Source organism: Amycolatopsis oliviviridis (genome assembly GCF_014654365.1).
GTDB lineage: Bacteria > Actinomycetota > Actinomycetes > Mycobacteriales > Pseudonocardiaceae > Amycolatopsis > Amycolatopsis oliviviridis.
On the sequence record NZ_BNAY01000002.1, the window covers coordinates 121,447 to 141,251 of the forward strand.

General features: G+C 68.0%; 16 protein-coding genes. 3 read left to right on the forward strand and 13 right to left on the reverse strand.

The genetic code is table 11. The annotated features are described in order from the left end of the window. Positions 1–31 precede the first annotated feature (31 nt). From IE302_RS08040 to IE302_RS08055, 4 genes are all read right to left on the reverse strand, one after another. Positions 32–901 carry a MerR family transcriptional regulator gene (locus IE302_RS08040; RefSeq protein ID WP_191253373.1) on the reverse strand — a complete coding sequence of 290 codons (870 nt, stop codon included), beginning with the start codon at positions 899–901 and terminating at the stop codon, positions 32–34. A gap of 381 nt (positions 902–1,282) precedes the next feature. Further along, on the reverse strand, positions 1,283–1,717 hold the full coding sequence (locus IE302_RS08045; protein ID WP_191253375.1) for a VOC family protein: 435 nt from the start codon (positions 1,715–1,717) through the stop codon (positions 1,283–1,285). 9 nt (positions 1,718–1,726) lie between these two features. Then, the gene (locus tag IE302_RS08050) at positions 1,727–2,704 is read right to left on the reverse strand and encodes an aldo/keto reductase (RefSeq protein WP_191253376.1); all 978 of its coding nucleotides are present in this window, start codon (positions 2,702–2,704) and stop codon (positions 1,727–1,729) included. Positions 2,705–3,274: 570 nt separating this feature from the next. Beyond that, positions 3,275–3,817, reverse strand: coding sequence for a cysteine hydrolase family protein (locus tag IE302_RS08055; protein WP_191253377.1), 543 nt, complete (start codon positions 3,815–3,817; stop codon positions 3,275–3,277). 71 nt (positions 3,818–3,888) lie between these two features. Here IE302_RS08055 and IE302_RS08060 point away from each other — a divergent pair, with 71 nt between their 5' ends. Next, positions 3,889–5,742: a glycoside hydrolase family 5 protein gene (locus IE302_RS08060; RefSeq protein ID WP_191253378.1), complete on the forward strand. Its 1,854-nt coding sequence runs from the start codon at positions 3,889–3,891 to the stop codon at positions 5,740–5,742. A gap of 404 nt (positions 5,743–6,146) precedes the next feature. Here IE302_RS08060 and IE302_RS08065 read toward each other — a convergent pair whose 3' ends face one another. Both IE302_RS08065 and IE302_RS08070 read right to left on the reverse strand, forming a co-directional pair. Further along, positions 6,147–6,569 carry a VOC family protein gene (locus IE302_RS08065; protein WP_191253379.1) on the reverse strand — a complete coding sequence of 141 codons (423 nt, stop codon included), beginning with the start codon at positions 6,567–6,569 and terminating at the stop codon, positions 6,147–6,149. Continuing rightward, entirely contained in the window at positions 6,562–7,143 is a 582-nt protein-coding gene (locus tag IE302_RS08070) for a PadR family transcriptional regulator (RefSeq protein ID WP_191253380.1), read from the reverse strand. The genes IE302_RS08065 and IE302_RS08070 overlap by 8 nt, the downstream gene beginning before the upstream one ends. Positions 7,144–7,268: 125 nt before the next feature. On the opposite strand from IE302_RS08070, the gene IE302_RS08075 reads away from it, so the two are divergent. Continuing rightward, a complete protein-coding gene (locus tag IE302_RS08075) occupies positions 7,269–7,673 on the forward strand; it encodes a nuclear transport factor 2 family protein (protein WP_191253381.1) in 405 nt (134 codons plus the stop codon). Here IE302_RS08075 and IE302_RS08080 read toward each other — a convergent pair. From IE302_RS08080 to IE302_RS08105, 6 genes are all read right to left on the reverse strand, one after another. Continuing rightward, complete coding sequence (locus IE302_RS08080) at positions 7,642–8,310, reverse strand: DNA alkylation repair protein (RefSeq protein ID WP_191253382.1); 669 nt, start codon at positions 8,308–8,310, stop codon at positions 7,642–7,644. The genes IE302_RS08075 and IE302_RS08080 overlap by 32 nt on opposite strands. Before the next feature lie 89 nt (positions 8,311–8,399). Further along, positions 8,400–11,819 carry a hypothetical protein gene (locus IE302_RS08085; protein WP_191253383.1) on the reverse strand — a complete coding sequence of 1,140 codons (3,420 nt, stop codon included), beginning with the start codon at positions 11,817–11,819 and terminating at the stop codon, positions 8,400–8,402. Positions 11,820–11,872: 53 nt separating this feature from the next. Beyond that, complete coding sequence (locus tag IE302_RS08090; RefSeq protein WP_191253385.1) at positions 11,873–14,953, reverse strand: ATP-binding protein; 3,081 nt, start codon at positions 14,951–14,953, stop codon at positions 11,873–11,875. Beyond that, entirely contained in the window at positions 14,953–15,579 is a 627-nt protein-coding gene (locus IE302_RS08095; RefSeq protein WP_191253387.1) for a hypothetical protein, read from the reverse strand. Before IE302_RS08095 ends, IE302_RS08090 begins: the two co-directional genes overlap by 1 nt. A 23-nt stretch (positions 15,580–15,602) precedes the next feature. Beyond that, positions 15,603–17,243, reverse strand: a complete 1,641-nt coding sequence (locus IE302_RS08100) for a CATRA system-associated protein (RefSeq protein WP_191253389.1) — start codon at positions 17,241–17,243, stop codon at positions 15,603–15,605. Positions 17,244–17,246: 3 nt separating this feature from the next. After that, a complete protein-coding gene (locus IE302_RS08105; RefSeq protein ID WP_229907670.1) occupies positions 17,247–17,840 on the reverse strand; it encodes a TIR domain-containing protein in 594 nt (197 codons plus the stop codon). A 246-nt stretch (positions 17,841–18,086) separates the two neighbouring features. Between IE302_RS08105 and IE302_RS08110 the strand changes: the two genes are divergently transcribed. Beyond that, on the forward strand, positions 18,087–19,022 hold the full coding sequence (locus IE302_RS08110; protein WP_191253391.1) for an SEFIR domain-containing protein: 936 nt from the start codon (positions 18,087–18,089) through the stop codon (positions 19,020–19,022). 1 nt (position 19,023) lies between these two features. On the opposite strand, the gene shbA is transcribed toward IE302_RS08110, so the two are convergent. Continuing rightward, positions 19,024–19,614 (reverse strand): RNA polymerase sigma factor ShbA, encoded by a 591-nt coding sequence (gene shbA / locus IE302_RS08115; RefSeq protein ID WP_373307962.1) that lies wholly within the window; start codon positions 19,612–19,614, stop codon positions 19,024–19,026. Between the last annotated feature and the right edge of the window lie 191 nt (positions 19,615–19,805).

Here is a 19,805-nt window from a genome sequence, read left to right on the forward strand (position 1 = left end):
TTCGATTCATAATCGATGCGATCGTAGGGTGTCAGGCCTTCATCCGCTCGGCGGCGAGATCCATCGCCCCGGCCAGGTCGTTCACCCAGGGGGCACCGCGGACGTTGAGCCCCGTCCAGCCCGGGCCCGCGACGGCGACGTCGAACCCGCGGCGCTGAAGGCGCTGGCGCAGCAGGTCGTCGACGGTCGCCGGGGACATCGACCACAGCACGACCAGCACCGGTTCGAGTTTGGCGACCATCCCCGCCGTGGTCTCCGCCGGCACCATGTGCCCGAGATAGACGGCGGGGATGCCGACCTCCGCCATCGACGCGCGCAGGATCTCGACGGGCAGGCTGTGGCGTTCCCCGGGACAGCAGGCGATGAGCACGCGCCGCTCCGACGGCGTGTAGGCGAACCGGGCGACATAACGCTGGAGCGCGAACGACACTTCGCTGGTGAGCGCCCACTCGGACTCGAAGCACACGTCGCCCCCGGCCCAGCGGCCGCCGAGGTCGCGCAGGATCGGCAACAGGATCTCGGTCCACGTCCTCGCCGCGCCCATCGTGTCGAGCGTTTCGTCCAGCAGAGCCGCGATGACCGGGAAGTCGAGCTCCTCCGCGGCCCGCTCCAGCTCGCCCGCCCGTTCGTCGAAGGAGATTTCGGGAACCGCTTCGGCCAGGCCGGAGAACACGGCGGCCGCCGCCTCGCGCGGCCGGACGCCGCGGCCGATCAGCCGCCGCATGTACTGGAGCTTGCGGACGTCTGCGTCGGAGTAGCGGCGATGGCGCCCGTCGGGCCGCAGCGAGGGACCGACGCCGTAGCGGGACGCCCAGGTCCGGAGCGTCACCGGCGAGATGCCGAGTTCCTCCGCGACCATGCCCGGGGTCCAGGAACCCGCACTCACCTCATCGACGTCCATCGACACCTCACGAATTCAGGCGTAGTCCTCCCCTTGCGCGGGTGCACACCGCGGTCAGCTTACGAGATCACTCCTCGTTCCGACCGCAGCGACGAGGCGGCCTCGCGTGTCTTCCCACGGCGACGGTCCGGGACCACGAACACGGGTGAGTACCCGGCGGCGCCTCGGATCGACCGGGAGGGGGCCGGCTTCGCCCGGGCGCCACCGGGCACACGGAACCCGGCTCGAGGGGGAGGGTGGCCGGGCCCGCAGGGTGACGAAACGGCACGTCACCCACGTTTCTGAGGTGGTCATTTTCGCTTCGTGAGCGATCCAAGACGATACACCAGTTGTGCATCGGTTGCGAATCGATCCCGCGAATGGCGGTCAGCCGAAAGAGTGTCAGTCGAGGCAGAATTCGTTGCCCTCGACGTCCCGCATATTGATGCAGGACTCGTTTTCCTCGTCGGCGAGCAGAACCTGATCGCGGGTCGCGCCGAGCGCGACCAGCCGGGCGCACTCGGCCTGGAGGGCGGCGAGACGTTCTTCGCCCACGAGCCCGGTGCCGACCCGTACGTCGAGATGCACCCGGTTCTTGACGACCTTGCCTTCCGGCACACGCTGGAAGTACAGCCGCGGACCCGCTCCCGTGGGATCACTGCAGACGAAATTCGCGTCCTGCTTCTCGGGCGGCAGCGAACGGGTGTAGTCGTCCCAGGAGGCGAACCCTTCCGGTGGCGGCGGCACGACATACCCGAGCACCTCGCACCAGAAACGGGCTACACGCTCGGGTTTCGCGCAATCGAAAGTGATCTGGACCTGTTTGACCGACACCATCAACTCACCCTAATCGTTGTTCGAACGGATCAAGCCCGCGGCGCCCAGGTCGTCCCAGACCCGCGCGGGCACTTCCACGGCGAAGGAATCGACGTTGCGCCGAGCCTCCTCCGCGGACCGCATTCCCACCGCGATCCCGGCGACCGCCGGATGCCGGAGCGGGAAGGCCATGGCCGCCTGCGGCAGTGTCACGCCGTGCGCCTCGCATACGTCGGCGATCTTGTTCGCCCGCTCCACGACGTCCGACGTGGCGGCCTCGTAATCGAAGTACGCGCCCTCGACCGGCCGCGGCGCGGCGAGCAGGCCCGAGTTGAAGATCGACGCCGCGATCACCGAGACACCGCGTTCCCGGCAGGCTGGCAGGAACGTGTCGAGCGCGCTGTGATCGAGCAGCGTGTGGCGGCCGGACTGCATGACCACGTCGACGTCGGTCTCCTTCACCAAAGTCGTCAGCAGGGCCGTGTCGTACATGCCAGCGCCGATCGCGCCGACGACCCCTTCGGACCGCAGCTCCGCCAGGGCCGGATACCCCTCGCGGACGGCGTCGCCGAAGTATTCCTCGGCGTCGTGCAGGTACAGGACGTCGATCCGGTCCAGGCCCATCCGCTCCAGCGAGTCCTCGACGCTGCGCCTGATCCCGTCGCGCGTGAAGTCGCGGACCCGGCGATGTGTCGCGGGGACATGGAACCCGGCCGGATCGTTCTTCCCGTCCGCGTCCTGCGGCACCAGCAGACGGCCGACCTTGGTCGACAGGACGTAGGAATCACGCGGCCGCGTACGCAGGAACTCGCCGATCCGGCGTTCGGAATGCCCGATGCCGTAGTGCGGCGACGTGTCGAAGTACCGGATCCCGCCGTCCCACGCGGCGGCCAGTGCCCCGGCCGCCGTCTCGTCGTCCAGCGGGGCGAACAGCCCGCCGAGCGGACCGCCGCCGAACCCCAGCCGGGTCACCTCGACGCCGGTGCGCCCGAGTCTGCACGTCTGCATCCACCGCCCCCTTGATCAGCTCCCGTGCACGGTGCCATATCGGGGACCGATCCCGCCTGGGATTTATCGAAGGCCACGGCGGCCGGAGCGTCGCGAAAGCCACTTTCGCGACACCTGATGTCCTGTTGAGTCTCAGCTGCTTTGACACAGATGAAGTCTCAGAAGATGTGACACAGCCGTCGATCAGCTTGATGTTGGGGGCGCGGGCCATACGCTGGAGCCTGCGCGCCGGGCAGCCTTACTGCTGCCCGACCTCAGCCCGGCCTGGCTCGCGCAGGGACCCGACGTCAAGCTGATCACCACAAGAAAACTGTGTCATAGCAGCTGATACCAACCTGTGTCACACCTCCCGAGACATGACACGACACCTGATGTCCCGAAAGTGGCTTTCGCGACGTCGGCGGAGGCAAGCGAGCGTCCGTGCGGTTGCTCTGGGGCAGGGCGGTGTTGTGAAGGTGGCTTTCACAACGCTGAAGGTTATGAAAGCCACTTTCGCAACATCCGAAGCCGACGTGCGGGCGAGCGAGCCTGACATCTTCGCCTTACCCGCATCAGAACCTGAAACGCCGCTCACGACCAGTCCGCGCAGGAGACGACCTCGAACCCCCGGCTCGGGAAGACCGTGTCCACGAAGAAGTCGTGCATCGCCTGGTCACCGTCGGCGCAGCCGTCGCGCAGCACGGTCACGTGATAGCTGCGGTCCGCCGCGTCGTAGGCCGTCGCGGTCACCATCGCGCTGGTCGCGACCCCGGCGATCGCGACGGTGTCGACGCCCTGCGCGCGCAGCACCAGATCGAGGTCGGTGCCGGCGAACGCGCTGGCCCGGCGCTTCAGCACGACCACGTCCTCGTCGGCGACCGGCAGGTCGATCTCGGTCCCGGCCGAACCCTCGTGGAAGGTGTCGCCGTACTCGTGGAACGTCTTGAACAAGGCGTTTCCCGGCGGCAGGTCGGCTCCGTTGCCCCGCAACGCGAAGTGCACGAACACGACGAGCGCGCCGGACTCGCGGGCGCGAGGCACCAGGGCCGTGAGCGGCGGCAGGACTTGCCTGGCGAACGGGTAGCCGCCCGTGATACCTCGCTGGAGGTCACCGATGATCAACGCGGTGGTCATGCGGGGAAGCTACCAACAGTGAACCCGATCGTCCGTATACAACCGGCCGTGCGGCTGGTTAGCTCCGGCGTGTGACGATCAAGAGTGTGCTGCTCGCGGTACTGGTGACCGTCGGTGTCGTGGTTCCCCCTCCCCCGCTCGCGGCCGCCGGAACCGAGGCGGACCCGTCGGGCTGGGTCGCGCCGCTCGGCACGCGCGGCCGCTACATCGTCGACGCGGCGGGCAACCGGTTCAAGCTGAGGGCCGCCAACTGGCACGGCGCGAGCGGTACGTGGACCGGGTCGGGCGATGTGAACGATCCCGCCACGCACCACGCCGGCGAGATCGCCTACCAGACGCCGCTCGGACTGGACCGGGTCTCGATCGACACCGTCATCGACGGGCTGGCGGAGCTGGGCCTGAACAGCGTCCGGCTGCCCTTCTCCAACGCCATGATCCACGACACCGCGAAGGTTCCCGATCTCGCGGCGAACCCGGATCTGCGCGGCCTGACCCCGCTGCAGGTCTACGACCGCGTCGTCGCGCGGCTGACCGCTCGCGGGTTCGCGGTGATCCTCAACAATCACACCACGACGTCGCGCTGGTGCTGCGGTCTCGACGGCAACGAGCGCTGGAACACCGCGCAGTCCGAGCAGCGCTGGCAGGACGACTGGCTGTTCATGGCCCGCCGCTACGCCGCGAACAAGCGGGTGGTCGGCGCCGACCTGTACAACGAGGTCCGCCGCAACGTCTTCGACGATCCCAACTGGGGCTGGGGCAACGGCACCGACTGGCAGCGGGCCAGTCAGCAGGTCGCCGACCGCATCCTGACCGAAGCCAATCCCGACCTGCTGCTGATCGTCGAGGGCATCAACTGGACCGGCCTGCCCGTGGACGGCCTTCCCCACGGCAGGCCCACGCTGGAGCCCGCCCGCACGCTGTCGCACACGCTCGTGGATTCCGGGAAACTGGTCTACGCGGCGCACTTCTACGGCTACACCGGCCCGAACCATTCCGGAGCGACCGGCACCGGTGAGACCCACGACCCGCGCTACCGGGACCTGTCACCGCAGCAACTCCGCGATGTCCTGTACCGGCAAGCGTTCTTCGTCTCGGCGGAGACCGGCAAGCATTACACCGCCCCGCTCTGGATCAGCGAGTTCGGCGAAGGCCGCTACACCACCGACGCGGCGAGCAGGGCCTGGTTCGAGAACTTCGTCGGCTATCTGGCCGAGAACGACACCGATTTCGCTTACTGGCCGGCGGTCGGTTTCCACACCGGAAACGGGGGCAACGGATGGTCGTTGCTCTCATGGGACACCGCGGGCCGACGCGTCGACGTGCTCGACGGGACGGACTGGCGCGGCCCGGCTTGGCGGCGGCTGGTGGACTCGCCTTCCCGCACCGGACAGATCCCGGTGACCGAGCGCTGGTCGATGCTCAACCTCGACCACGCCGATTTCCCAGCGTCCCGCAAGGTCCGCGCGATGACGGACTGGAATCCGGGCGCGCGCAAGGGTGCCTGTCCCGACGGCCAGCGGCTCACCGGTCTCGCCCACACCGGCAACCGGGGCCTGTGCACCGGCACGCTCGCCGTTCCGGCTGGCTACTCCGCGGTCCGCGACGAGACCTATGTGGACACTGACTGGGCGTCCGGGTACACCAAGGTGCAATGCCCGCCCGATCATGCCGCTGTCGGCTACAGCGTCACCGGCGCGGCGTTCTCCGCCCTGTTGTGCGGCAAATCCGCCACCCCGCTGGGCCGCACCGGCCGGACGGTCTGGTTCGACCGCGGCGACAACCGGCCGTCCGGGTCTCCCGGTGGCGACTTCGCGTCGGGCCATTACAAGGGTCAGTGCGCGCCCGGCGAATACGTCGCCGGTGTCGCGTACACCGGCCGCGTCGGCTCGAATCGCACTCCGGACGCGTTGCTCTGCCGCTCCTGAGGACCGGGATCGTGAGTGGCGGTTCGGGTTCTCTTGACAGGTAAGGCAAAGGTGTCCTGCTAGCTTGGCGGCTGTCGCCAGGTTCGAAGGTTGCGAAAGCCACTTTCGCAACCTTCAACGTTGCGAAAGTGGCTTTCGCAACGCCGCTGACCCGCCAGGCCGCGTCGGTCGGGGGGTCGTGAGTGGCAGTGTCGTTCTCTTGAGGGGTAAGCGAAAAGTGGCGCGTTCGTGGTACGGGTCGGCGGTCTTGGGTGACGTCTCGGCGGCGGAGGACCGGGAGAGCCGCCTGCCTAGACATGCTGTACACGAACGTCAGGGCGCTATGTCGCGAGCGCCACGCTCGAGACGGTGAGTGTCCCCGGCGTGGCGCTCGGGACACCGCCCCGGTGCGGCCTGGCGGGTCTTCAGGCGACGAAGATGCAGAACGGATGCCCCGACGGATCCGCGTAGACGCGCAGGGGTTCGTCCGGATCGTCACTGCGGTCGTACCGGAGCCGTCCGCCGAGTTCGAGGACCCGGGCGTGCTGCGCCTCCAGTTCCTCGGCCGAGTCCACGGTCAGGTCCAGGTGCAGTTGCTGGGGTATCGGCTCGGCGTCCGGCCAGCTCGCTTCTTCCAGCCGCTCGACCTGTTGGAAGGCGAGTTGTGCCCCGCCGTCCGGGTTGCGCAGCACCAGCCAGTCCTTGTCCTCGGCACCGGACCCGGGCGGTTCGTCACCCGGGCGATAGTCCCACACCAGCAGCCGCCGGTAGAACTCCGCGAGAGCGCGGGCGTCGGTGCAGTCCAGCACCACCTGCCGGAACGCCGGGCCCTTTTCCCGTTCAGTCAAGCCGATCACCTCCGGAACCGGCGGCCGCGCGCCGGTCGAGCACCGCGAGAACCTGTTCGCACCAACGGATGTTCTCCTGTTCGAACGCGATCCCGCGGGCGAGGGTCAGATACGGGCCGACCCGCAGCGCGGTCGCGAGGAAGTCCACCTCGGCGGACTCGCCGAGCAGGCGGTCCCGGAGGCGTTCGAAGCGTTTGAGTTTCGTTTCGGCGACGGCCATCCTGTTGGCGACGGCGCCTCGGATCCGCTCGTCGTCACCGGCCTCCACCGCCTGGATCTGCACCAGCAGCTCATCGCGGATCGCGGTCGGTTTCGGTGCGCGCGTGGTGAACTCGGCGAGTTCGGCCGCACCCGCTTCGGTCAAGGAGAACAGCCGCTTGTTCGGACGCCGCTCCTGTTCGACGATCCGGGCCGCCACCAGGCCCTGCGACTCCATCTTGTCCAGCTCCCGGTAGAGCTGCTGCGGGGTCGCGGTCCAGAAGTTGGCGACCGACGCGTTGAACCCCTTCGCCAGGTCGTAGCCCGAGGACTCGCCGTCCAGGAGCATCGCGAGGATCGCGTTCCGCAACGCCATGGCGCGATGATAGAGCCCGCGTGGACTAGTCGCAAAGTTGATTAGTCACTTTGATGGACAGCAGGCGCGGCGATCACCTAGGCTCGGCGGCGTCTACTCAACAAGTTGACTATGAGGAGATCGTCATGCCCACGTTCCGTCAGGCAGTCGAAGCGAAGGACGCCGCCGCGATCGAGGCGATGCTCGCCGACGACGTGGTCTTCACCAGCCCGGTGGCTTTCAAGCCCTACCAGGGAAAGGCGATCACCGGGGCGATCCTGCGCGGTGTCCTGCGCGTGTTCGAGGACTTCCGCTACGTCCGCGAGATCCACGACGGCGCGCACCACGTGTACGAGTTCGAAGCGACGGTGGACGGGCTGGAGATCAACGGCTGCGATCTCCTGACCTTCGACGCCGACGGCAAGATCACCGACTTCAAGGTGATGGTCCGGCCGTTGCGGGCGGCGCAGGCGCTCGCGGCGCGCATGGGTGCCCAGTTCGAGGACATCAAGGCGGACGCTACGCGTGCTGCCGCCGCACCATCTCGGTGATCCACACGGGCGCGAACGGAGACGTGCAGTTCGGTGGCGTCGGGTAGTCCTTGAGCACTTCCAGGCGTTCCCCGATGCCGATCGCCCGGTCCCGGTACTCAGCGTGGTCGATCCCGATCTGCGCCAGGCAATGGTTCATCGCCCACTGCAGGCGATCCGGCGCGGTCTTCAGCTCCGCCTCGATGACGTCGAGCAGCCGGGTGAGGTCCAGGCCCTCGGACTTCTTCGCCACCCGTTCGGTGGTCAGCGCCCAGCCCGCGCTCGCGACCACGGGGTCCGGATCGGCGGACCAGGCCAGGCGTAGCTCTTCGGCGTGCGGGTTCTTCTTGACCACGTAGTTCACGAGCCAGTCGTGCACCTTCGGAGTACGCGCCTCGCGCACCATGCGGTCCAGGTCGTCAGGTTCGAACGCCTTCGGACGGCAGATCAGGAGCGCGAGCAGTTTCGCCGCGGTGTCGTCCGTGGCCCAGAGCTCCAGCGCCAGGTCCTGCTGGGTTTTCAGCCGCTTCGCGAGCGCGCGCAGCTTGCCGAGGTTCACCCCGTGGTCGTCGCCGTGTTTCTCGTTCACCTGGCGTGCCCGCGGGTCCTCGAGCGCGGCCAGCTCGGCCATCACCCCGGCCGTCGTCGTCCCGGTCATCTTGGCCTCCCGTCCACCGCGTGTGGTGTTCAGCCTAGGAGGCGGCCCGTGTGGAGGAGCCGTTCGGCCCCTCCACACGGGCACGACCGCTAGCCGCGCCGGGTCAGGTCGTCGGCGTGCTCACGCAGGAGCGCGGCGACCCGCGGCCAGCCGACGTTGATCCGCCGGGCCCAGCCACGATGCCGCTGAGCGAGCTCCCGGGAGTCGCCGTCCTGGACGTTCAGGCCGCTGGCGAAACCGTCCCGGAGATACCCGCCGTCGGCGACGTCCAGGACGTCGCGGACCGGCTCCGGCGGCCACCCGTCGTCCGAGAGCGGGGAACCGCTCGCCAGCACGGTGCCGATCGCCCGGTCGCCGAACCCGGCCCGGCCGCGCTCGGCGAACTCGGCGCGGGCACGCGAAACCCAGTCCTTGAGCGCGGCACCGTCGAGACCGGAGTCCGTCTCGCCCGGCATGGTGCGCGTCTCGAAGATCGCGAGCCACGCGTTGACCAGTTCCACGCTCGGGGTGCCGTCGTCGGCGGGCTGGATCCGGGTGCAGAGATCGACGAACGCGTCGGGGTTCTCGGCGAGAATCCGATGGAGGCTCCGAGGCTTCCGGCGGTGCTTGAGCGCCGCGTGGAACCGCAGTTCCAGCCGCGCGACCGCGACGTCCGAACCGCCGGCCACGACGAGATGGTCCAGCAGCGGCCCCACTCCCGCGACGGTTTTGCGGTCGGGAGGCTCGACACCTTCGGCGGACGCCTGCAGCAGCACGTCTTCGACCAGGGAAGCGGGCAACGAGGGCGGTTCCTCCGCGCGGACGCCCAGCGCGAGCGCCTTGACCGCCGCCCACGGCCGCCGCCGCACCAGCTGCGTGACGAAGAACGATTCCTGGCCCTCGGGGAGCGGCCAGGGGCCGACATGCGTCCAGAAGTTCTCGAGGACCGCGTCGTCGGCGGAATCCAGCAGCGGCAGCGCGTGGTCCACGGGCACGGCCAAGAGGTAGTCGACCAGCCTGTCCTGCTCCTTGAGCTGCGTCGCGACCTCCTGCCGCCACTCCTCGCCCTGGGACCGGGCCATCTCGCCCGCCCAACCGGACGCCCAGTCCTCGTGGCCCAGTTCCGCGAGCGCGTCTTCCTGGAGTTCGTCCGCGGCCACCCTGGCCGCGACGATCCCGACCAGCCGGGGCCGGGCACTCTCCGCGGCGAGCGCGCTCAGCCCGTCGACACCGTGCTCGCGGAGGACACCGCTGACGGCTTCGCGGCGAAGGCGGTCGATCTCGGCTTCACGGTCCTCCGGATCGAGCGAGTCGCCACCTTCGAGGTACGGGGACCGGCCGAACAACAGGCCGTGCCGCCCGGGGTTGATCGCGGGCTCGATCATCTCGGCGCAGGATTCCAGCCACTGCAGCAGTTCTTCCGGCAGCACCCACTCGGCACCCGCGTGATGACGGTGCTCGGCGGTCAGTTCGGTGAGCCGGTCCCACAGGTGAAGACGTTCGTCCGCCGAGAGCCGATCGGCGTCCAACCTCGTGAGGGCCTCGACGACCCGGTCCCATCGCGCGGCGTTCAGCTCGGCCTGCTGCTCGAAGAACTCGCACCACCGCTGAGGCCGTTCCTCCAGCGCAGTCAGCGCCGCGGTGACCAAGCCGTCTTCGAATTCCGGACCGTCGGAGACGGCGACCGGCGGCACCGGGATCGTCCATTCGAGACGGACCTGAGGCCGCCGGGGAGCCGCGAGAAGGTGCCCCCGCGGACCGCGCAACAGCGCGAGAACCAGCCGCCAGCCGGTTTCCGGGTTACGCCGTCCGATCGCCTTCACCAGGTCCGCGCGCTGTCCGCCGGGCAGCTCCAGGTACGGATACCAGGGCTGCACGAGGGTGATCAGCGAGGCGAACGGCCCGTCGTCCGTCCCGCGCACCGGCCGGGTCAGCTCGGCCATCAGCGAGACCACCATCGGCAACGCGTCGTCGGACCAGCAGACCGTTTCCAACGCCGCCACGAGACCGTCGGAACTCCCGCTCAGCGGGGACGGGTTGCTGGTCAGCGCGTGATCGACGGCCCCGAGGAACTCGTGAGGAGCGGCTTCGGCGAGCAAGGGCAGCACATCGGCGAGCGACCGCCAGAGCACCCCGTCCACGTCGTCGTTGGCCTGCCCGAGCAGGTCACGGACGAGACGCGCGGCGTGCTCGGCGCAGACGACGCCACCGGGCAAGGTCGTCTCCCCCTGCGAAGCCAGGAACGCCGCGCTCCGTGCCAAGCCGTGCCTCAGCTCCGCCGACCATTTCCGGCCGGGTTCCCGCTCGCCGAGCACCTTGACGGCCTCGTCGTGCCAGCGCCGCAGATCCTGCGCGCCGAGCCTGCCGTGCAGGAGAGCCCAGGCATCGTGCGGATCCGCCAGCCGAACGCGGTCGCCCGACCGGGCCAGGAGCGGATCTTCTCCGCCCTGGGAGCTGGTGAAGAAGCGCTTGAGTTCCTCGGTCTCGCGTCCGGCGATCGCGGCGATCTCGTCCAGATCGTGCCGCGACCCCGCCGACCACCGGCCGATCAGCAGAAGCGGTGCGGCGAGATCACGCTCCAGCGGGTTCACCCACTTCGGGAGGTCACCGGCGACGCCGAGCCGTCGACGCAGGCTGCCGATGCTCCGCCGGGCGAGATCCGCGTACGTGTCCACGTCGGCGGGCGAGATCCCTGTCGCGGCGAACACCTCGGCCGCCTCGTCGCGGGGAATCCCGGGCAGGACCAAGAGATCGGAACCGTTCCGATCCGGCGTGCTCCGCACCACGACGACATGGCCGCCACCGCTGTCCTTCTCCGCCACCTCGGCTCCGGCACCGTCCACCACGGCGACGAAGGGGATCTCCAGGTCCCGGCAATGCCGCCAGCCTTCCTGGCCGGACACCCGGACCGCTCGCAGACCGGGCCGGTGGGCCGCCAGCGCCGTGGCCACGAACGCCGCCGCCTCGGTCCGGCTGCCGGCGTACACGGGCAGGACCGACGGCTCGGCGTCCAGCCACGCGCACAGCCGTTCCACCTCCCGGTCCCGGCCGAGCACCGGGAGCGTCCTGGGCAGTACGGGACGGGTCTCGTGCCGCCAGGCGTCGAGCCACTCCGACAGGTCCTCCAGACCTTCGACGACACCGATGCCCAATTCCGGGCAGACCCGGATCAGCTCGCCGATCAGGCCCGCGATGTCCTGTTCCGGCGCGTGCCCGCCCAGCTGCCGGTACCGCAGGCGGGCGAACCCGGCGAGTTCGGACGGCAGTTCGCTCTCGTCGGGCATGACGGCGTCCTCGGTGAGCACCGGGACGACCTTCTCGCCGAGCCGCAGCGCGTCGGCGATCTTCTGATGGCCTTCCTCGTCGAGGTCGTCGAGTCCTTCGGCGCCGACAGGCACCACCAGGACGGACGCGGGGCCGCCGGACCGGAGCACCCGGTCCTTTCCGAACACGTGACCCAGGCTTCGGTCGAGACCCGGGATCAGGTCCTGGCCGTCACCGGGCCGGGCGACGATGAAGATTCCTGCCATGGTGCGAAATCCTTTCCAGCGAGCATGGTTGGTGAGGCGGACGGGCGTGGGTTTCACTCGGCTTGGGCGCGAGCGCGGGCGAGCACCTCCTCGACGCTGAGCGGGCTGGCCGGATGGTGGGTGAGGCACAGCGGGGTGGTCACCCGCTGGAACCCGAAGCCCTCCCCCGCCACGTAGAACTGGGCGCGTTCCAGCCGCGAGATGTCGTCGACCGGGCTGCCCTTGGCCCTGGCCAGTTCGTTGGCCGCGGCGATCTGGGCCGGGCTGTTGAGCCTGCCGAAGAACTGCGTCATCGCGTTGCCGACGACCTGGTTGTGCAGTCCCTTCGGCGCCTGCGTCGCGAAAAGCAGTCCCAGGCCGTACTTCCGGGCTTGCGAGGCGAGCACGATGGTGCTGCGAGTACTCGCCGTGAGCGTGCCCGACGCGGCGAGCATCTGCGCCTCGTCCATGACGAACAGGGCACCGAGTGGCCGGTCGCCGGCCGGATTCCGCTTGGCCCAGGCGAAAAGTTCCATCTGGAGCTGGTTGACGAAGTTCTGCCGCTGTTTCTCCGAAGGCAGCCCGACGAAACTGATGACCGAAACCCTCGCTCGCTTTCCTTCCCCGGGAGCGAGCAGAAGACCCGGGTCGACAGGGGTGCCGCCGCCGGCCAGGAGAGGGTCGTTGACCATCGAGGCCTTCAGCAGTTCGGCCAGTTCGGCCGCCAGTTTCCTGCCGCTGTTCAAGGTGCTCACCCCGTCGGGCAGGTCTTCGAGCACCTCGATCAGTTCCGGCAGGCTCCGGGACCCGGTACGGGCGTGGTGCACGACCGCCTGCCGCAGCACCGCGAGCCCGACGGTGGTCTTCGCCGTGCTTCCGGTCAGCTTCACCTGGGGCGCGAGCGCGGCCACCGCGACCTCGACGGCAGCGGTGAACTCGTCCTCGTCGTCGAGGACACCCGCGAAATCGGGCAACGGCTGGAACGCGAGCGGCCTGCCGCTCGCCCGTCCCGGCGTCCACACGACGACGTCGGTCTCGGTCAGGTACCGCTTGGCGGACTGGGCGTCGTCCGGCCCCCACGCCTCGGGCTGTTCCGGCCAGGCGTCGCCGAGCCGGGCGAGGTCGTTGTTCGGATCCAGCACGATCGCCGAAACGCCCTGCAGCGCGCACTCCTCCACGATCCGCCGCAGCAGCACCGTTTTCCCGGAACCGGAACCCGCGAAGACCGCGGCGTGCTTGCGCAGGGCGGCAAGCTCGATCCTGACCGGTTTCCCGCTGCCCGCCACGGTCCCGAGGGTGATCTGCCCTTCGGCGGACGGCGTGTACGCCTCACCTTCCGCCTGCAAGGGAAGAGGCTCCGGCAGGACTTCCGCCAGGAGTTCGGACCGGCTGGCGGGGCGTCGGTCGACCAGCCATTCGTGGAACTCCCGGCTTCCCTCGGCGAACATCTTGTCCAGCGCCCAAAACGTGCGGATGTCCTCATCGGACAGTTCCCGTGACTTGCCACCGTTCTTTGTGAACGCTTCAAGCTCTTCCTGTGTCTTGTCTCCTTTCGACCATTCCAGGTTGCGAATCAGGACGAGATGTCGATTTTCCGCGCCCTTCCGCACTCCGGCCGCCGATCGCGCCTTGCGGAACCGGTGCAACGCGGCGATGGGGTGCGACGCCGCGATAGCACGGAACGCCCAGTGTTCTTCCAGATCTGACGCCTCGTCCAACGTCCGGGTGAGCCAGGCGTGCAGCTCGTTCCGGTCGCTCTTCGCCCCATGGACCCATTCCATGTTGTCGTCGCCCACCTCGGTGATCCATCCCCGTAGCGCGGCGGACAGCAGCCGGGGCATCACCTTGTCCTCGACCTTCGGGTCCAGCAGCGCCGACGGATCGGCCTCCGAGCGATATTCCTCGAACCGTTTGTCCAGTTCGGCGAACCGATCAGCAGCCATCGCCGGTCGCGGCGGACCGGCCGAGCGCACGCCACGTTCGTCGAATGTGGTCAGCTCGCTGAGCCGGCCCGCGCGCACACAGGAATCGATGTGCGCGACTATCCGCTTCAAGAGCTCTCGCGGTGACGTCTCTTCCCACACACCGTCGAATGCGACAGCCGATACCGGCCAAGTGGGGTGGGGCGGTACGAACTTCATCGCCTCGTACGCGACTGCGAGACGCTTCTCGACCAGAGCTCTGCCGACTTCCGCACTCGTGACCCGGCCGAGGAACTCGGCTTCACGAAAGCGGTCCGGCACCGTGTCGGTGGCCTTCTTCTTGAGCAGCTCCCAAGTGCCGGGCAAGCAGGCGAGCACTGTCAGGGTTCGCCTGGTGACTTCCCTCAGCCCCATGAGTCCGTCCGCGATATCCGCGACGAGCTGGTCCTCCTCGGCGGTTCCACGCACACGTTCGGTACCCACCGTGGAGCGGGCCACCAGGGTGTCGAGCTGATCCACAGCGATCACGATCGGGCCGGTGAGCGCGAGCAACCGCGTGATGTTCTTGACCTGGGTCATCGCAGACTTGGGGTCTGATCGGATACCCCATTTACGGCGGTCCCCGGGTTTCGACTCGAGGAACACGCCGAGATAGTCGTCCCCGACGTAGTTCTTGCTCGAATCCTCGCTGGCGTAAAGCACCAGCGCCCGCGCCGTATCGGCGCATTCCCTGGCCACATCTCGATCGAGGGTTCGCAGGCCGTCGATGAACGTGTCGAGGTCGCCCCTCGACAGGCTACGCCCGCCTAAAATCTTCTTGGTGACGTTCGCATCGATACTCGCGCGGAGGCAGACGCGTCGGAGGAAGCTGGCGAGTTGAGGCACGCCGGATCCATCGAGCCGCGAAAGGCCGCGGCGCATCGCCTCCGCGGTGTCCTCCCAGAAGGCGTCGCCCGCCGTGAGGTCGTTGAGGAAGAAGTAGCCGCGAGCGCCGTGTGCCTGCTTTCGGACGAGGCCGAGCAGGTGGGTCTTGCCCACTCCCTTCTTCCCTTGGAGGACCAGCCCTATGGGGCTCGGTCCGTTGCTGGCAACAGCTTCCCTGATTCCCGCGCTCACCTGGGTCAGGACGCCGGTGTGCAGGCCGTCGACGTGGTAGGGCGAATCACGCCACACATGGTCGGGTGTGTCAGCCCAGTCGAAGCGCAGGGCCGCGAGCGCCGCCTGGGGATCCATCACGGCTCCTCGATCGAGAGCAGATGATTGTCCTCACCGCCGATACGAACGGCGGCGGCATGAGCGGCGGCGGTGAGTGTCTTGCGGTTCGACTCTGGAACAAGACGAATCTGCTCGGAGCGGCTGAGTTCCTTCAGCACCGCGTCGACGTCCACAGTAGACACTTCGCCGAGCATCGGCCTTAGCTCCACGAGCGCGACCCAGTCACGGGGAGCATCGGACAGTTTTCGATAGGCGAGCCGGATCCGGGTCTCGATCTCTTCGGCAGTCAGTTCGATGGCGGGCATGAAGAGGTCAGCGAGCTTGAGATTTCCCCGGCGGAGGTGCCTGCCGAGCCCGCCGAGAAGGACGTACAGGGCGCTGCCGAGACTGGTCCGGGGCGACGGCATCTCCTCCACGTTCAGCTCCTCCTCGCACCAGGCCCAGCCTCGCTCGGTAAGCTCGTGGTAGAAGGGACGGCCCCGCTGTTCACTGGCCACAAGACCGAGGTCATTGAGCTGACGACGTTCCTTGCCGTCGAGGACAAATCCGACAATTTCGCGCAGCTCCGGGTTCGACACTTCGCGCGCGAGCACCATCAGCACGAGCATCGCCGCGATTTGCTTCTGTCCCAAGTGATCCGTCATCCGTGGTCCTTTCACTGCCTGGGTTATGGCTGATCGAGAAATCCGCTAAAGCCGTGGCGCTTCACCCTCGCCTCGGCGGTCCGCACCGCCCAGTCGATCGCCGAGCGGGTGCCGGGCGGGATCACGACACGATGGTTCTGCCCGGTATCGGTCGCCCGGGCCCGCGTGGCCGACATGAGTTCCTCCGCGAGGTCCTGGACCCGTTCACGCTCACCGGCGCCGATCGCGATCTGCAGTTCCGCGACGATCTCGTCCACCAGTCCCCACATCAGCGGGCGCAGTCGCGCGCGGGCCGCCTGCCGGAGCACGCCGGCGACGTCGAGGTCGCCCGGTTCGACGAGCGCCATCGTCCCGGTGAGCTGGTCCACCAGGTTCCGGGCGACCTCCACCGGCCCGCGCGACGGGCCGAACTGGAGATGCCGCAGATTGCCGACATAACCGGGCAGGGCGTTGGGATCGGTGTCCTCGGTGAGCACCGGGACGACCCGGCGATCCTGACCGAGAGTGCGGTGCAGGAACAGTTCGACCTCGGCCGACTGCCACCGGCTCACTTCCCGGTCGACGATCAGGCACAGATGTTTCGCGTCGTCCTCGGTTTTTTCGAGCAGCGACCGCTCCCCCGACAGCGACAACACCGGCCGGAAACCCAGCTCTCCCAGGTACTTCATGAGCTCGTCGGCGAGGTGCATCGTCAACCTGGTCGTACTGACCCGGACGTCGTGGGCGAACACGCGTTTCTCCGCGCGGATCGCGGCGACGAAGGCGTCCCGGTTCTCCGCGAGCAGGTCCGTCCGGTCGAAGTCGTGCGCGACGACGGCCGCGACGGTCTCCAGGGCGAAACTGATCTGGTCGACGGTCGGGCTGAGTTCCGTCATCACTGGGAGCTGCTCGCCGAAGGTCCAGAAGGAGACGTACGGAAGTGTCAGGTGACGCGACATCACATCCGGCGGGACCTCGCAGTCGAGCCAGCTGCGGAACAGGTCCTTGGTCTCATCGAGACAGATGCGTCGCCACTCCTCGGAGCGGGCGTACTCCTCGCGGGCGTCGAATCGCGACAGTACCGGCATGACGGTCAGCTGAGGCCGGTCGTAGGGCATGCGATCACGGGCGGCGTTGGCGCGTTCGGCGATGTCGACGGCGCCCCGCATGCTCTGCACGTTCGCCGTGAACAGGACCACGAGCCGGTCCGGGAGATGAGCGGTGCAGATGCCGCCGATGTCGGAGATCCCCGTCCGGCTGTCGATGAGGACGTAGTCGTAGTCGGCGGTCCACTGTTCCCGGCATTGTTCGAGATAGTCGCCGAACCCCTGCTCGTAGAGGGATTCCCAGTCGAGTTCCTGCACCCGCCTGACGTAGGGAGCGCCCGGCACGCCGGCGGTCATGACGTCGAGCTTCACCTTGTCGGGCAGCCGTACCCGGGTCGTGTGCGCGCCGGGACGAAGCCTGCCGTCGCGGAAGTCGTCGATCAGGTCCATGACGCCGCTCTCCGGGGGCGCGCTCATCATCGGCCGGAAATAGGTGTCCAGGCCGGGTGCTTCGAGATCCCAGTCCAGGCACAGCACCCGATATCCCCAGCGGGCCAGGAGAACGGCGATGTTGGCCAAGGTGAAGCTGCGCCCGACGCCGCCCTTGTAGGAGTAGAACGTGACCACGGTCCCCGCCATGGGTCAGAACCTCGGCAGCTTCGACGGCCTGGGCGGGTCGGGCGGCGGTGTCTCGACCGGCCATCCGGCACACCACGGCGGCGCCTGCGGGATGATCTCCACCAGGTCTTCCACCATCCGCGTCATCTCACGGTCGAAATCGAGGTACTCGGGCGTGTTCTGATATTGCGGATACGGCTTGTTCCAGTTCCGGAAGCTACGCATCCGGCGTTCGTGCGCCCAGCGGGGAAAGTTTTCCGAATCACTGAAGATCACCGGATAGATCAACCTGCCGGGCTTCGCCGAACCGTCCTTCGCGACGATTTCTTCCCGCTTCGCCATCGTGTGCCATTCAGCGAGGCACCACTCGTCGTAAAAGTACTTCGGAGAGCAGACCGGGATCAGGATCCGGGTTCGCTGCAACGCGTCCCTGACCTCCTGCGGCCACTTTCCCCCGACCGGAACGCCGTCCTCCAGAAATATCTTGACGTCATAGTCGACATTGTCGTCCAGAAGTCTCTGCAGCCGAGGATGGAAGTGATTCCGGACCCAGTCCGGGGCGTCTCCCCCACCTCGGCGATAGCTGATGAAGACGTCGTACTCGTACACGAGCGCCATCGCCCCTTCGCACCCCGATCCGCTTGACAGCCCCGATCGTAGGGGCCTGTGACGTCTTCGAAAAAGGTACAAAAACGCGACAAAAACTGGACACGGGAGCACCGAAGGCGCTGTCCTGGACACCAGGGATTCAGGAAAAGACAGAAAGCTGACAAGCAAGGGACAATGGGGGCGGCGGGCCGCGTCCCGCATCAAGAATGCGACCCACCCGGACGGCCGGGTTCCCTTCACCGGACAGGAGTTTCGATGGCCGACAACGAGGCACCGCACGTGTTCGTCACTTACGCACATGATTCGCCGGAGCACAAAGAGCGGGTGCGGCTCTTCGCGGAATTCCTGCACGGCAGGATCGGCCTCGAAGTCCATCTCGATCAATGGGACGACGACGAACGTCGCGACTGGTCGCTGTGGGCGTTGAAGCATCTCGACACGGCGAATTTCGTGGTGGTCGTCGCCTCCCCCGAATACAAGCGCCGCGCCGAGGGAACGGCGGCGTTCGACGAAGGACGGGGGTCCCAGTTCGAAGCGGCACGGATCCGCGACCGGCTGACCCGGGATCTCGGCGGGGAGATCAAGCGAGTGCTGCCGGTCGTGTTTCCCCAACAGTCCGTCGAGGACATCCCGAACTTCCTCAACCCGTACTCGACCACGAGGTACCCGGTCGAGGCGCTCACCGAGGAGGGCGTGGAGGATCTGCTGACCGCGATCACCGGCCGGGCGAAACATCAGCGGCCCGAACGCGGGCAGTGGCGCGGAGGCGCCGTGAGCGGGCCCGTCCCCCGCCGGACCTCGCTGGCGACCGGCCTGAAATGGCGGGCGTGCAGCACGCATGTCCGGACGGAGGGCGCGCGGATCAACGACGTGCACTACACCGACAGCATCGTCGTACGGGACGCCGAACGGCTCGCCTTCGTCGAGGTGGAGCTCGGCATGGCCTATCGGAGGCTGACCGCGACGGCCGGCGTCCTCGACGACACTTTCGAACCCTTCCAGGTGGGACACTTCCGCGTGCTCCTCGACGGGAGGCCCTCCCCCGAGATCAAGGTGGCGCTGGGGAAACCGGCCGAGATCGACGTCGACGTCACCGGGGTGCTGACGCTCCGGCTGGAGTTCCACCGGCCGGGCACGACGGAGACCCTGTGGTTCCCGGAACTGGCCTGGGGTGATCCGGTCCTGGAGTGACTCAGAACTCGCCGTCCTCCTCGTTCATCAGCTCACGGAGCTTCATCAGCCCACGGTGCTGCTTGACCCGCACGTTGCCCGGCGTCAGCCCGACCGCGGCGGCGGTCTCGGTGGCCGTCAACCCGACGACGATCCGCAGCGTCAGCACCTCCCGCTGCGACCTGGGGAGTTGGGCGACGAGCCTGCCGAGACGCGCGCCGAGGTCGACGCCGAGCACGTGGTTCTCCGGCTCGTTGCGGACCGGTCCGGCCTCCGGCAGTTCGGCCACGGGGTCGGATCGGTCACGGGACACCACGCGGAAGGCGTCGGCGACCTTGTTGGCCGCGATGGCCCGGACGAGGTAGAGGAACGATCCGCCCCGGTCTTCGTAGGACGGCAGCAATTTGAAGACCGCGAGGCACACTTCCTGCGCGACGTCGTCGGCCGACAGGTAGGAAAGATCGCGGCCACCCATCCGCGCGCGGCAATAGCGCACCAGTACCGGCTTCACGACGGCCAGCAACGCGTGGACCGCGTCCGGATCGCCGGTCTTCGCGGCCAGGACGAGCGGGTCGAGCACCTCTTTGGTCAGCCGTCCCGCCGGGCGCGCCACGGCCTCCAAAGTGCTGTAGCCCTTGATGTCATCGCCGATCGAGTGGCTGCCGACGGTCCTCTTCGGATCGGCCGTGCCGGTCCCCTCGTTCGCGGTTTCAGTGGCGATTCCCATGCTCTCTCCCGGGCGTTCACGATCCGAATGCCCGGTAATCGGGGAGCGCGGCACCGGCGTTGCGGGCCGTGGTTTCT

Coding starts and splice junctions, on each gene's coding strand:
- IE302_RS08050 (WP_191253376.1), bottom strand. CDS start 2,704: ATGCAGACGTGCAGACTCGGGCGCACCGGCGTCGAGGTGACCCGGCTG.
- IE302_RS08040 (WP_191253373.1), bottom strand. CDS start 901: ATGGACGTCGATGAGGTGAGTGCGGGTTCCTGGACCCCGGGCATGGTC.
- IE302_RS08095 (WP_191253387.1), bottom strand. CDS start 15,579: ATGACGGATCACTTGGGACAGAAGCAAATCGCGGCGATGCTCGTGCTG.
- IE302_RS08055 (WP_191253377.1), bottom strand. CDS start 3,817: ATGACCACCGCGTTGATCATCGGTGACCTCCAGCGAGGTATCACGGGC.
- IE302_RS08080 (WP_191253382.1), bottom strand. CDS start 8,310: ATGACCGGGACGACGACGGCCGGGGTGATGGCCGAGCTGGCCGCGCTC.
- IE302_RS08100 (WP_191253389.1), bottom strand. CDS start 17,243: ATGGCGGGGACCGTGGTCACGTTCTACTCCTACAAGGGCGGCGTCGGG.
- IE302_RS08085 (WP_191253383.1), bottom strand. CDS start 11,819: ATGGCAGGAATCTTCATCGTCGCCCGGCCCGGTGACGGCCAGGACCTG.
- IE302_RS08045 (WP_191253375.1), bottom strand. CDS start 1,717: ATGGTGTCGGTCAAACAGGTCCAGATCACTTTCGATTGCGCGAAACCC.
- IE302_RS08110 (WP_191253391.1), top strand. CDS start 18,087: ATGGCCGACAACGAGGCACCGCACGTGTTCGTCACTTACGCACATGAT.
- IE302_RS08070 (WP_191253380.1), bottom strand. CDS start 7,143: ATGGCGTTGCGGAACGCGATCCTCGCGATGCTCCTGGACGGCGAGTCC.
- IE302_RS08075 (WP_191253381.1), top strand. CDS start 7,269: ATGCCCACGTTCCGTCAGGCAGTCGAAGCGAAGGACGCCGCCGCGATC.
- IE302_RS08090 (WP_191253385.1), bottom strand. CDS start 14,953: ATGGATCCCCAGGCGGCGCTCGCGGCCCTGCGCTTCGACTGGGCTGAC.
- IE302_RS08105 (WP_229907670.1), bottom strand. CDS start 17,840: ATGGCGCTCGTGTACGAGTACGACGTCTTCATCAGCTATCGCCGAGGT.